Raw genomic sequence first — 12600 nt, forward strand, 5'->3', positions numbered from 1 at the left:
CCAGTCGCATGAGTGAACAGGCTATCAAAGACATTGCAAGAGAATATACGCGCAGGACTTTGGCCCAGTCGGCCACATTTCACCAGTTGGGGATTGAAGACCAAAAGGCCTTGTATCTGGACGTTTACCGGCAGAACTATCAGCAGCTGGCGCTGAACGCCAATGGCGGCGCGCATCATCCTGCGCCCTATGGCCGTCAGCAGAGTCTGCCAAGTCAGGCCATGGCGGGGCCGAAAAAAGCCAGTGACATGATCGACGACGATCGCCATAAAAACGAGCGCATCGATCAGGCTGGCGAACTGGCGGGCGGCTTTATTGACGAGGTGGATTTTCCCGGTTTTGTCAAAGATCTGCTGAAAGGCGTGTTCGACGCCAATCTGGAAGTCACCCTGGCGCAGATGGAGTCCTATCAGAAGCTGTTGAAGGCGGCGACCCAGTCGGTATCCAAATTCATCAACGCCATCGACGACACCGCTTCGTTTGGTTATCTGGCGGAGAACAATGGCGATGAATTCGGCCTGGACTTCAGCGATGAGGAAAACGCCGACGGCTCGCGCAAAGTGGTGTTGACCGACAGAAACGGCGATCCGGTGGACCTGGGAGATAATCAGGTCAAAGCCCGCATCATGGACGCCAAGATTCAAATGGCGAAAGAACAGCGCGCCATGCTGCGCGAGACCATTCTGATGGGCATCACCCGTCTGGTAGTAGAGCGCGGCAACGTGAAGGCCTCCGTGCTGTTCGACATCAAGGCCACCGAACAGGTGCAAAAGGCGGACAAGGCGGCGTTGCAGGAACTGAAGTCCTCCAGCAACAGCGTCAGCGCCAGCGGCGGCCTGATCGGCGCCATCTTCGGAGGACCCAAAGGCGGTCATACCTCCAGCACGCGCAAAACCAAAATCTCCGTGGCCAGCGCCAAGAGCGTGGCGAATACGGAGCTGGCGGCGAAAGTGGCGGGCTCGGTGGATATCACCTTCAAATCCGACTACTTCAAGCTGGATAACTTCGCCGCGCTGTATCAGGGCGGCAATGACGGCGGCGCGCGCCTTGGTCCCTCGCAGCAGGTGGCTGCGCAACCGGGTGCGCAACCGGGTGCAGCGCCGGCAGCCGCTCCGCCAGCGCCGGTAGCGGGAAGATAAACCGTGGCGCTGGCGCTGATCCTGGCGATACAGCCCGGACCCGAAGGCGTCGCAGTGCGGTTCGACATTGGTCATAACCGTTATCTGCGTTGGAGCCTGGGGGAGGGCGAGAGCGAGACCGCCAACGGACTGCAGCGTCTGACCGGCGCGGCCGGGCGCTCCAGCCTGATCGGTCCGCTACGGCCGGAGGCGAGGGGGCGCGGCGAGTTCGTCATCCCTCGCGCCATGCTGTCGCGGGAGAAGCGCGCGCTGCAAATCACCAGCTACCGGGATGACAACGGCGCCGGTCCCGCTATCTCTGCGGTGGAGACCTTGCCGGTCTCCCTGCTCAGCGATCTGGGCGGCGAGCCGCCGCCACCGGCGGGACTAGCGTTAGGGGCGACACAGGCAAGTAAAAAGGACAGCATCATGACAGCCGTATCCCCTGCATATCAAAGACAGACAGCCATGGCGCGGCAAGTGGATAACGCGCCTTTTCATCTACGGGAAAGGCGCTTGAGCCGACCAATGTTCATCGATGCGATTGTGGGCGCGTTGCCCAGCCTGTTGCCTATGTTGGCGCCGGCGATCGGCTCTTTACTGGCCGGCGTGGCGCCGGCAGTGGGGCAAGTGGCGGGACAGGTCGTGCGCAGCGTATCCGGCGGCGGCGCGCCGCGTGCGGACGCTGGAACCCAGACCGCCGTGGCGCAAATCGCCAATCTGGCGGAACAGGCTCTGCGTGCGGCGGGTCCAGCCTCGCAACAAATACTCACTCCCGAAAACATGCGCCAGATCATGCAGTTGATTCAGGCCGGCGTCGCAGCGCAAAGCGGGGCGACCGCCAGAGCCAGTGGGCTATCGCTGCGTGGGCCCAGACGTCGTCATCTGAGTCTGGCGCGCTCTCAGTACAGTCAGGCTCAAGTCGCCCCGGCGTTACTGGCGGCGCTGCCTGCATTGATGCCTTTACTGCAACAGGTGCTGAGCCCGCAGACGGTGCAGAGCATCATTGACGCGCCGCAGCGCATGACCGGCCAGATTATCAACGGCATCACCGACTTCGCCCGCCTGGGGTTACAGGCCGACCAGCAACTACAGGAACATCTGCGCGCTCTCAATCCGGGAGTGGACGATCCTGCGCTGCATCAATTGCTGGCGGGTTTGAGTCTGGGCATGACCGCCCGACGCGGGCGCGCCTATAAACGTGTCAGCAGCGTGCGTCTGATGTTGGATCATACGCCAACGCAAGTGGTGTTCGGGCGGGAAGTGTCCCTGTATCAGCAAGGCGCGCAGCTGCAGTTTCCTCTGTCCGTGGAGACGCCTCAGGCTATTCGCGACGCTGAGCTGATGTTGCAGATCAAACAGGCGGACGACCTGCGCATTGTGCATGAGGACGCCGAGCCCATTGGCGACGTCAGTTCCGGCCCGCTGGAGATCATTCCTCGCGTGGAGGCGGATGTCTCCGCGCGATTGTCGCCGCAGAAAGACTATATCGTCGTACTCTCCCTGATCTGGCGCAACAGCAAGGGGCAGAGCCGGGGAACCTCCGTGCAGCACAGCATCAGTCTGATGGGGGATTATCGTTTTGACAGGGTCGAGGAAACCGGCGAACTCATCCCCCTGAGCGACCGGGAAACTTATCGGGATTACTGGCATCGTCTGTGGGAGGCGCCGTTTGACAGCGATACGCGGCGAGTGGATATCCAAAGCAGATACTTCCTGACCCTCAACCCGGAACGCAATCGCAACGCTCGACTGGATTCCGACGTGCGCACGGAACAGGAAGGACCGCGGGCCACTATCCGTTTGCGTAGCGGTTATGAATATAGCCTGTATGCGCTGAATCATTTGATGACGCGCCTGGCGCCGGATCAGGAAGCGCTGAGCGACGCGGCGCTGGAGGCGCTCAACGGCGCGGATTTTGTCGAGCGCTTCAATCAGGCGGCGCAGCATCAAGGTCAAATCCGCGGACGTCCCGGCGAGTCCGCCGCATTGTGGGCGTTTCCCGTCTTCAAGATGCAGACCCTGGTGATGGTGAGGGCGGAAAATGTGGACGAAAACGGCGTGATCGGCGGCCTGTCGGAAGAGCGTATACGCTTTCCCATGCCCGCCATGGTGCATTTTGTGGGAGTGAAACAAGCATGAAAAACAACAATTCCCGGCCACGCCCCCGGCTTCGCGCCAAGTCGCTCTCCGAGCGGGACATCGCGGATCAGTTCCAGGGACTGGAAGTGGAGTTCAACGACAAAGTGACGCTGTTTCCCGTGCAGGTGGAGCGCAATACGCCGCCGCAGCGCAGACGCTCACTAAGAAGCAGTCTGCACTAAGGCTGGAGCTTAATGGCGATGAATGACGCAATGACCCCGGACCCGAATGCGGCGACAAATGCTCCAGAGGAGACGCGGGAGTCCTGGCTGGCCCCTGACCAGCAGGGGCTGGTCGAGGAAGATCGGTTTCCTGGTCTGGCGGATATGCTGGAGGATTTTCTGACGCCGCAACTGGCGCTGGATGTCGACCCGGCCCAGCCGGATCAGTTGCTGGGGTTGTATGTCGAACGCCTGGCGCTGGATCTGCCCATTGAGCTGCAGCCGCGACGGGATGAGCATGGCGTTCTCACTGTGGGCGTAGCGCCGCCGACCCAATGGATCGAGACCAGCGTGCAGCCCGTGTTGCACAGACTTCGCGTCACTCTGGAGTTAAACGACGATGACGACGCGTGAAACCAAACCCTGGAATCTGGAGCAGTTTCTGGACTCCCTGATTCTGGAGCTGGACAAGGCGCAAGACACCCTGTCCCTGAAAGGGTTGACGCGCAAACTGACCTACACCGTCAAAGACGTGGCGCTGGACTTGAATATTTTCCCGGTGTTGGAGGACGGCAAGGTGAAATTCCAGATGGCGAAGCCCGGGGAAACCGGCGGCTCGCGCATCTCATTTCAACTTGGCTCCATCACCGATCGACAGATCCGTGAAAACGCCAACGAGCCGCCAAGCAAGGACGACGTGCAGCTGGATACACTGGAAGATGTGGATGACGAGGTGAAGGAAAGTCTGCGCAAGGTGGGCGTCACCTCGACGCGGGATCTGGAGAAGTTGAATCAGCGCAATGTGAATATTGAGAACGTGGTGAAGGAAAAGACCGGCGGCGAAAAAAGCCTCGACTATTCCGACCTCGCCAATCTGATCAACAAGGCGCGTCGGCGCAAACTGTCGCCGCAACTGTCGACGTTGAGCGCGAAAGAACAGGAAGAAGCGGTGGAGCTGACCCTGCGCGGCAGCAACTTTGTTTTGCAGCAAAGCGCCAGTTATCCGGCCGCCATGGTGAACAACCAGAAAGCCGAAGTGCTGCATGCGGACGCCGGCGAGTTGAGACTGAAGGTGCCGCGACAGGCGCTTAAAAACGGCGACAACGCCCTGGCCATCGCCCTGGACCCCTATGCGGTGATGCAACTGAATCTGCAGTCCTGAGGATAACGTTGCGTTCAGAGGAAAAAGACCAACGGAGGCGCGGTAGCGATACCCGCCAGACAATTATTGACTGGATACGAACCATCGGAGAGGACGCCTCTATGGGACGAAGTCTGCGATCACTGGAGCAATCGCTGGCGCGGGACGCCCATCCCGAACGCAGCGACGCCAGACGACTCAAACGTGAAGACGTACGACGGGGAGCGGGCATGTCAGCGCCACCCTCTGGGTATCGTGAGCAAATCGAGGTCGTGCGCGGTCAACGCGTCGCGCAGCCGACCCGTAGCCTCAGAGCGCTGGAGGATCGCGTGCTGGGACGCCGACCCGCTGCGCCGGCGATGGTGGATAAACCGCCGCAACGCACTATGCTGCGGATGGATCAGGAGCAGGCGCCATCGCTTCCGCTTCCTGTGAATACGCCAGCGGCGCAGTCCTGGAGCGCTTCGCAAAGTTATCAGCCCGATTACCAGACAAGCTATCAAACAAGCTATCAGGCAGGCCATCCGCAGAGCTATCCGCAACCGGCGGCGGACTCTCTGGCTTACGCTCCCGAATTCTCCGCTCCGGATACCGGACGTTTTCGGGTTGAGCCTTTTGAAGAGCCGCGGGCGCTGTCTCAAAGTCGGGCATTGAGCGGACCCACTTCACCAGATGACTTATTCCGGCCTGATCCCGCTGTGGCCTCGCCAGCGCCTTCCACCTCTACGCCTACCTTTGCGCCGTCGTCTCAGCCGAGTTTAAGGGCAGAGTCGCCCAATGGCGGTCAAGCAGCGCCTCCCGCTGTCGTCAGCCGACAGGAGGAAGAGGATGACCTTAACTGGCTGGCGGAGTCGCAACCGCAGCGGGTGACGGCGGCGAGCAAACAGGCGCTGGATGCGGGGCTGGCGTTGGCGAAAGACGATTTTGAACGGGATCTGGCCGCCATCCTCGGGCAACCGGCGCCAGCCGCTTCCGCGCCTGCTGAGCCGCCGCTGACGTCGCAGGCGCAACCCCCATCGTCTCCGACGCCAAACGCTCCGGGGACGCCGCTAAACGAGGAGCCCGCGCCCGCCCATCCCACTCATGACGTTTTTGATCAGATGGGGCTGGCCATGCGTTACGCGAACAGCTTCGACCTGGGAGCGGTGCCCCTGAAGGAGCGTTTTGATCATTTTGAGAGAGAGCTGCAGGGAGCGCCTCCGCAGCCATCGCAACTGTCGGCGCCGCCGACTGCGCAAAGTCCTTTTGTGGACCCCATGAATCTGGATGAGTTTGATCTGGTGGCGGAACTGGCGGAGATCGGCGCTGAGCGCCCACCGCAGCCCCCCATCACGGAAACCGAAACAGACAACAAGGCAAACCGCACTGAAGAAACAGCAGGTGACGACAATGAGCAACCGACTGGCTGATCTGGAACAAACACTGGCGCCGCGCGCGCCCGCTCGCTCCAAACCCAACAAGCAACAGAAAATGCGTAGCGCGCTGGATCGTATGCAGCAGCCACAACCCACTCCGCAGGCGCCCAGTACCCCGCCTGTGGGGCAGGGGCTCAGCGCCCGGGTATCCCGTTGGCCGGGGCGGGGACGTCACGCCGCGCGCAGCTTTTCCGCCATCAGCTATGACGTGCCCGGAAATTTCTGGGTCATGGCGCAGCCTTCCGGGATGACCTGTTGGGCGACGGTCTTCACCATGCTGAAAAGCTGGCGTTCGCAACGACAGTTGACCATTGAGCAGGCGCTGGCGACGGTGGGCGAGCGCTGGGTGAATATATTCCGCGCCAATGGCGGTCTGGCTGGCGACGATAAACCCACTTTTATCTCCACCTCCGGTCTGGTGGCGGAGCCGCCGCAAAGCTATAGCCTGGAGGGCTGGGAAGGTCTGTTGCGCAACTATGGACCGGTGTGGGTGACTACCGACGAAGCCCCGGGAGAGCCCTGGGCGATACACGCCCGCATCATTACCGGTATTCACGGCGACGGCACGCCGGAGAACACCAAGTTCAAGATTGTCGATCCGGCGGGCGGCAGACGCTATGAAGAATCGATCGCCGTGTTCATTCCCAAGTACGAAGAGGAAGTGCGCCGCACAGGTTATATGCGCATTCAGGTCGTACACTGGCAGGCTGACGCGGTGAGCGAGCAGCGGGCGATGTCCTACGGTCGCAGTCTTCCAGCTCCGTCCCGCAGCTTCAGTGCGCCGGCGGCTTTTGGACACAGCCGCGCCTTTGACTATACCGACGCGCTGGCTGCGCACCGGCAGGCGATGGCGATGAACCAGTCTTTCGATGTGCGCTACAACGTGCAGCTGGTGCCGCAACAAACCGGTTTCTCATGCTGGGCGGCGGGTTTCGCTATGATCGTCGGCTGGCGCGAGCAAATGAGCATCGATCCTTCTGAAATCGCCAGAGCGGTAGGCTATTGGTCGCAGTATCAGAACGGCCTGCATCCCGAAGATCTGCGGGTGATGAACGTGTGGGGCTTCACCCCGGAAGCGCCGCAGTCCTATATGATCGAAGCCTTCGTCGACTTGCTGCGCAACTACGGACCGCTATGGATCGCCACAGCGGAGCCCGGCCCACATATTCGGGTGGTCACCGGCATCCATGGCGACGGTACGCCGGATGGCACCATTCTGCATATCAACGATCCCTGGGAGCAGGGCATGAGCAGCTTCCGTCCGTCCAATCGCGGTTCTCAATACACGGAAACCTATCGCCAGTTTGAGCAGAAACAGGCGACCCTGGCGGGCCAGGAGATGAGCTACAAAGCGCCCATCTACATCGCCCACTTGCCCAGTTTGCCAGACTGGATGCGCAACCCGGCGGCGCAGAGTTTCTCCGCCTATGTGGGCCACTCCATCGCCATGGAAGCGCCCAGCAATCCCGCCAATTATCGGCTGCTCACCTCTGGGACCTGGAACAGCAATACCTCGCTGCGCGTGCAGGGCGGGCAGGGCATGTGGTTCAAAATCCGCAACGCCAACGTATTGGGAACCACCATCACCATCACGGATCAGGCGGGGCAGACCAAACAATCCATCATCCTGCCAGCCTCCAGCGTCGAATTCGTCTTCGCCATCTTCGGCTCAGAACCCATGGGCTGGCGCTTCGACATCTCCACCAACAGCGACGCCTTCATCGTCACCTGGGAACTCTGGAGCACCTGGGTTCCAGGCATGCCGCCGAATGGGTGACTGTGTTCTATGCGCATAGCCTTTAGTGCGTGATTTTTAAGGCGGCGAATGCGCATAGATTTCTTATCTATTTTTTTGTCTCTTTGCAAGACTAAAGTGAAGCTTTCTATCGTCAAGAAATAAAGGCTTCAAAGATGATAAAGCATCATCTGCTTGCTTTTTAGTTGAGAATTCGACAAAGCAATATCCTTTGGTTTTACCATTGTGCTGGGGTACCACCAGCTCATTAATCTCACCTAAAGTAATTAGCTTATCCATTATTTCTTTATATGTGGATGAATAGGGAATATTAGATACGTGAAGAGTGCAGGACTCATTTCTTACATCCTCCATTTCCACATTTGTTATAGGCCTTGTATTTACTATATTGTCTGGTATTGATATTGAATATCTTGGATATTGTCTGAACGGTATTTTTTTCTTTCTGGATTTGTATTTTGCTGTGCTTCTCTCAACCTTGTTTTTAAGTATTCCCAATCTAAATAGACCATCAACAAGTGATCTATAATGTTCCGTGTCAACTATTCCAACTGCATCCCAAATGTCTTGGGCAGAAAATATTTTTTCGTCTTTTCCAAGTAGAATAATAGATTTTTGCTCTCTGTCTAAACTATGGTCGCTGAATTGGTCTAACCATAATAGATCTCTATCTGTATAAATGGGCTTGTGCGTTAATGTTATAGAGAAACCATCTGATGAGCTTTTTAGTTCGGGGGGAGCTAGCTCGTTTTTATTCATTAAGTCATATATTCTTCTCATGCCCTCGCCAAGCTCTCTCATATACCCTAGCTCACGCAATACGCGAGAAACGTATGTGTTCCTTGACTGGTGGGCTCCAGTTTGGTTTACGATATCCTCAATTTTAATGGAGGATAGTAATGCTCCGGGGTTCTTTATTTCCAAATGATCCCTGAATATATAAACTTCAGTCCCTCTTCCTTCATCAGAATAATCTCGATGTGCTATAGAGTTTAGGAGGGCTTCTTTACATGCAAGCTCTGGATATATTGATTTTTGTGTAAACTTGGCTGTAACATCAAAAGTTGTGTGAGTTAAATGCGGCCTTAGCTTCTCCCATGCTTGGTCAACTAACGTAAGAATATTTCCTGTTATGAGCTCGTCATATACAACATTATAGTCTTCCCCAGTCTTCATGCTGCTTCCGTCAACTTTTAGAATTCTTACTTGAAGCCGAGGATGCCATTTAGTAGGGTCTTTCGCAAAAAGAAGTAATGATGCTTTTCGTAGGCGTAGTTGCGATAGACCGTATTCTGCAAGCTCCAGGTATAGTAGGCACTTTTCAGCAGACATGCCTTTGATAATTTGATCGGATACTATTTTTACCAGATCTAAATCAAGATCGTCAGCTGAGACACCGTCAACAAACTGCCTGTCATACTCTCTGGAAGTTTCCTCACTTCTATTAAATTGAATTGACTCTGCGGATACTGGAACAGATTCTAAGTCACTTCTTTGTAAGCATTTTCCATCTGATGTTAAGTGAACGTATCTTGTACTCTTGGGCACAGAGAAATAAAGTAAAACTTTTTCGTCAATATTTAGCCTATATTTCTTTACTCCCAACAAAGGAGTGCTTCGATGAACTTTTTCTACAGTTGAATTTTCTAATAAGTACAGCTCATTATCTGAAAAGTCATTAAGTCCTGTGATTTCTCCATTATCCTCAACGCCAACAAGAAGTTCTCCTCCATCTGCATTGGCAAAGGCTACTAAAGTCTCTGAAATGTTGGCAGAGATTTCCTTTGGTTTTCTTTTTGATTTTTCTCCTGGTCTTCCTTCTACTCCACTTTTAAATTCTCTGAAATGACTTTCACCTAGCTCAATTGCGGTTTTTACTCTATCCCTTATTGCTATTCCACTCATATAAATCCCCTCCTGGAACTTATGCTGATTAGGTATATTAAGTTAATGGCATATAATGACCTTGTACATGTATAAATGCTCTATGTGTTATTTTAGCAGTGCCGCAGATTTGTGCAAAAATAAAGCCGGATGTGCCGTCTCATAGCTTAACGTATAACTTGGAAATATATGGGTAATGTTGAGGCGTAACTAATATATCTCTAAGACTGTACTTTGTTGATGGATCTCTTTCCACGTATTGCGTTCGACGCCGGAAAAAATCTATCGCGCTTTTCTTGATCCGGATGCGATGGCCAGGTGGCTGCCGCCGAATGGATTTGTGGGTAAGGTGCACGCTATGGACGCCAAGGTAGGCGGTGGCTACAGGATGTCCTTCACCAATTTTTCCACTGGGCATAGCCACTCTTTTGGCGGCGTTTACCATGAGTTGGTTCCTGGGGAGCGTATTCGCTACACCGCGTCTTTTGATGACGCTAATTTGCCAGGCGAGATGCAGACTACGGTTACTTTGAGACAGGTCGCCTGCGGTTGCGAGTTGCACATTGTTCAGGAAGGCATTCCTGACATGATTCCGGTAGACGCCTGTTACCTGGGCTGGCAAGAGTCTCTGGAGCATCTGGCGAGGCTGGTGGAGCCCGAGATACCGGACTGATCCTGATTCCCGTCGCCGGGGGCTCCTTTCCAACGAAATTGTCCGATATAGTGATTTCCAATTCGCGCGGGCTAGGTCGCGTCCGCAAAACTCTTTCAAGGAAACGCTATGTCGGAAAAGATGAAAATGCTGGCGGGTCAGCTCTATGACCCGACCGATCCTGAACTGGTGGAAATGCGCCTGAGCGCGCGCTTGTTGACGGAACAGTTGAATGCCGCCAGTGCGGTAGAGCCGGATGCGCGCAGGCGTCTGGTCAAAGAGCTGTTTGGGAGCACTGGGCAGAACATTTTCATCGAATCTTCTTTCAACTGTGACTATGGCCGTCATATCCATGTGGGCGAAAACTTTTACGCCAACTTCGGTTGCGTGATTCTGGATGTGGCGGAGGTGCGCATCGGCGATAACTGCCTGATTGCGCCACAGGTCGGCATCTACACCGCCACCCATCCTATTGATCCCGTAGAGCGCAACAGCGGCAAGGAATACGCCTTGCCCGTCACCATCGGCCACAACTGCTGGATTGGCGGACACGCTACGATTAACCCGGGCGTCACTTTGGGGGATAACGTGGTCATCGCCTCCGGCGCGGTGGTGACCAAAAGCTTCGGGAATAATGTGGTGATCGCGGGAAATCCGGCTAGAGTGATAAGAGAAATACCGTAGGTTCGAGGCGCTACCTCGTCCCAATACAGTAAGAACAACATGCGCGCACAGGCGCTGGCGCCGGAGGGGGAATATTATGCTGGAATTGAATCGGGAACGATGGGCGCAGTTATCGCATGCATTCGGTGAAGCGGGGGATATCCCGGACATGCTGCGGGAGCTGGCGAAAATGCCGCCGTCGGATACCTTTGAATCGGAACCCTATTTCTCGCTTTGGAATGCGCTGTGTCACCAGGGGGACGTTTATACTGCATCCTATGCGGCGGTTCCTCATATCGTGGATATCCTGAGCCGGAATCCCCAGGAGGCGCCGATAGACTTCTTTCTGTTGCCCGTATCAATAGAAATCACCCGGCTTCATGGCCATGGACCTGATTTGTCGGCGGAACTGGAGGAGGGCTATCACAAAGCCATCGCCATGTTGCCGGGTCTCGCCGCCAAGGCGAAACCGAAAGATGAAGTCGGCGTGAGAGTATTGGCCGCTGTCATGGCTGTGGTACATGGTGAGGCGGCTATGGCGGAAGCGATTATGGAATTAAGTCCGGAAGTGATTGAAGACTTTATGGAAGAGATATAACGGACTCTTATTGATGGCGAGTTTTTTAAATATATATTTCTACTTGCCAAAATTAAGACATTGTTGAGATAAATCGGCGCTTAGGCTTGAATACCGAAAAAGCAGAGACGAATATTATCGACTCTGCTTTTTTTATTTTATAGATCCAGTCTGGATCTAATCATTAATCCAACCAGTAAACGTCTTGTACTGTGATTAAAGTGCCTGCTTGAGAGTTCATGGAGCCTTCGCGCAGATACACTTTCTCACCCACGATTTCCACCCACAAACCGTCCAGCTTCATCGCGTCCTGTTGGTTGATGCTGAAGTTCAGCAGGTAGTTGCCGCCCTCTGGCGTACGCAGGCTGATATCAGCGAAACGAATGTCTTTAGCAGGCTTGGTGACCACCAGCTTGCCGCTCAACGTAACGATGTTTGGCGTTACGTCAGTTACGCAAGCGCCGCTTTCTTCAGAGTAAACGCTGCCTTCCTCGCAAGAACAGTGGCTGGGAGCGCCCCAGGCGCCCAGGTCACGGGTGCAGACCTGAGGATAACGGCCTTGTCTGCCAAGGTCGTTGTAAGCCGTTTGAGTCAGACAGGTGCCGGTGACTTCGCTGTACACTTCGTCTTCAGGGCACTGGCAGATACTGGCGTTGCCCCAGACGTTGATATCCATGGTGCAGATCAACGCATCGGTTTTACCTTCCGCAAAAGCGGGCAGAGTGAAAATACAAAGACATGAAAGCAGAGCCAGTTTAATTAATCTCATTGTTACCTCTAACCTGTAATTTTAATTTCCATATATTGAAATAATTTGGCAATAAATGAGCAGAATATAGTCTGATCAGAACAGGACTTAGAATATATAAAACCCATTGACTGCAACGGCGCGCATTGTAGGAAGGGAAAGTAACTCCGCCTATCGTATTTTCTACGAGTCGCCGAAAATAAATGACGAAAAACTAAAAATATGGGGCTATATAAAAGGTGAATTGATGTGAATCAATTATGAAAAATGATATGTGGTAATTATGTAAATATATCGGTTTTAACGTATTGTATATGGATTTTTGAATATTGATTGGCGTAAG

Annotated in this window: 12 protein-coding genes; 10 read left to right on the forward strand and 2 right to left on the reverse strand. The window is 54.8% G+C overall.

What is annotated here, in order from left to right:
* Positions 1 to 8 precede the first annotated feature (8 nt).
* The 7 genes from ACQYWX_RS13305 (at position 9) to ACQYWX_RS13335 (ending at position 7754) form a co-directional block, all read left to right on the forward strand.
* Positions 9 to 1139, forward strand: coding sequence for a hypothetical protein (locus ACQYWX_RS13305; protein ID WP_431689109.1), 1131 nt, complete (start codon positions 9 to 11; stop codon positions 1137 to 1139).
* Between the two features lie 3 nt (positions 1140 to 1142).
* Positions 1143 to 3260, forward strand: coding sequence for a hypothetical protein (locus ACQYWX_RS13310; RefSeq protein WP_431689110.1), 2118 nt, complete (start codon positions 1143 to 1145; stop codon positions 3258 to 3260).
* On the forward strand, positions 3257 to 3442 hold the full coding sequence (locus ACQYWX_RS13315; protein WP_279507174.1) for a hypothetical protein: 186 nt from the start codon (positions 3257 to 3259) through the stop codon (positions 3440 to 3442). The genes ACQYWX_RS13310 and ACQYWX_RS13315 overlap by 4 nt, the downstream gene beginning before the upstream one ends.
* A gap of 12 nt (positions 3443 to 3454) precedes the next feature.
* A complete protein-coding gene (locus ACQYWX_RS13320; protein ID WP_431689111.1) occupies positions 3455 to 3835 on the forward strand; it encodes a hypothetical protein in 381 nt (126 codons plus the stop codon).
* The gene (locus ACQYWX_RS13325; protein ID WP_431689112.1) at positions 3822 to 4583 is read left to right on the forward strand and encodes a hypothetical protein; all 762 of its coding nucleotides are present in this window, start codon (positions 3822 to 3824) and stop codon (positions 4581 to 4583) included. The genes ACQYWX_RS13320 and ACQYWX_RS13325 overlap by 14 nt, the downstream gene beginning before the upstream one ends.
* A gap of 101 nt (positions 4584 to 4684) precedes the next feature.
* Positions 4685 to 5971, forward strand: a complete 1287-nt coding sequence (locus ACQYWX_RS13330) for a hypothetical protein (protein WP_431689113.1) — start codon at positions 4685 to 4687, stop codon at positions 5969 to 5971.
* A complete protein-coding gene (locus tag ACQYWX_RS13335; RefSeq protein WP_431689114.1) occupies positions 5952 to 7754 on the forward strand; it encodes a papain-like cysteine protease family protein in 1803 nt (600 codons plus the stop codon). Before ACQYWX_RS13330 ends, ACQYWX_RS13335 begins: the two co-directional genes overlap by 20 nt.
* Positions 7755 to 7817: 63 nt before the next feature.
* Here the strand turns inward: ACQYWX_RS13335 and ACQYWX_RS13340 are convergent, their stop codons facing one another.
* Complete coding sequence (locus ACQYWX_RS13340; RefSeq protein ID WP_431689115.1) at positions 7818 to 9638, reverse strand: ATP-binding protein; 1821 nt, start codon at positions 9636 to 9638, stop codon at positions 7818 to 7820.
* A gap of 289 nt (positions 9639 to 9927) precedes the next feature.
* Between ACQYWX_RS13340 and ACQYWX_RS13345 the strand changes: the two genes are divergently transcribed.
* The 3 genes from ACQYWX_RS13345 to ACQYWX_RS13355 all read left to right on the forward strand — a co-directional run bounded on the left by ACQYWX_RS13345 (position 9928) and on the right by ACQYWX_RS13355 (position 11530).
* Positions 9928 to 10290 (forward strand): SRPBCC family protein, encoded by a 363-nt coding sequence (locus ACQYWX_RS13345; RefSeq protein ID WP_431689513.1) that lies wholly within the window; start codon positions 9928 to 9930, stop codon positions 10288 to 10290.
* Positions 10291 to 10398: 108 nt separating this feature from the next.
* Entirely contained in the window at positions 10399 to 10953 is a 555-nt protein-coding gene (locus tag ACQYWX_RS13350) for a sugar O-acetyltransferase (protein ID WP_431689116.1), read from the forward strand.
* Between the two features lie 76 nt (positions 10954 to 11029).
* A complete protein-coding gene (locus ACQYWX_RS13355; RefSeq protein ID WP_431689117.1) occupies positions 11030 to 11530 on the forward strand; it encodes a hypothetical protein in 501 nt (166 codons plus the stop codon).
* 163 nt (positions 11531 to 11693) lie between these two features.
* On the opposite strand, the gene ACQYWX_RS13360 is transcribed toward ACQYWX_RS13355, so the two are convergent.
* A complete protein-coding gene (locus tag ACQYWX_RS13360; protein ID WP_216738364.1) occupies positions 11694 to 12278 on the reverse strand; it encodes a hypothetical protein in 585 nt (194 codons plus the stop codon).
* Positions 12279 to 12600 lie beyond the last annotated feature (322 nt).

The organism is Hahella sp. NBU794 (genome assembly GCF_050749805.1).
Lineage (GTDB): Bacteria > Pseudomonadota > Gammaproteobacteria > Pseudomonadales > Oleiphilaceae > Hahella.

Coding starts and splice junctions, on each gene's coding strand:
- ACQYWX_RS13305 (WP_431689109.1), top strand. CDS start 9: ATGAGTGAACAGGCTATCAAAGACATTGCAAGAGAATATACGCGCAGG.
- ACQYWX_RS13360 (WP_216738364.1), bottom strand. CDS start 12,278: ATGAGATTAATTAAACTGGCTCTGCTTTCATGTCTTTGTATTTTCACT.
- ACQYWX_RS13335 (WP_431689114.1), top strand. CDS start 5,952: ATGAGCAACCGACTGGCTGATCTGGAACAAACACTGGCGCCGCGCGCG.
- ACQYWX_RS13325 (WP_431689112.1), top strand. CDS start 3,822: ATGACGACGCGTGAAACCAAACCCTGGAATCTGGAGCAGTTTCTGGAC.
- ACQYWX_RS13350 (WP_431689116.1), top strand. CDS start 10,399: ATGTCGGAAAAGATGAAAATGCTGGCGGGTCAGCTCTATGACCCGACC.
- ACQYWX_RS13345 (WP_431689513.1), top strand. CDS start 9,928: ATGGCCAGGTGGCTGCCGCCGAATGGATTTGTGGGTAAGGTGCACGCT.
- ACQYWX_RS13340 (WP_431689115.1), bottom strand. CDS start 9,638: ATGAGTGGAATAGCAATAAGGGATAGAGTAAAAACCGCAATTGAGCTA.
- ACQYWX_RS13355 (WP_431689117.1), top strand. CDS start 11,030: ATGCTGGAATTGAATCGGGAACGATGGGCGCAGTTATCGCATGCATTC.
- ACQYWX_RS13315 (WP_279507174.1), top strand. CDS start 3,257: ATGAAAAACAACAATTCCCGGCCACGCCCCCGGCTTCGCGCCAAGTCG.
- ACQYWX_RS13330 (WP_431689113.1), top strand. CDS start 4,685: ATGGGACGAAGTCTGCGATCACTGGAGCAATCGCTGGCGCGGGACGCC.
- ACQYWX_RS13320 (WP_431689111.1), top strand. CDS start 3,455: ATGGCGATGAATGACGCAATGACCCCGGACCCGAATGCGGCGACAAAT.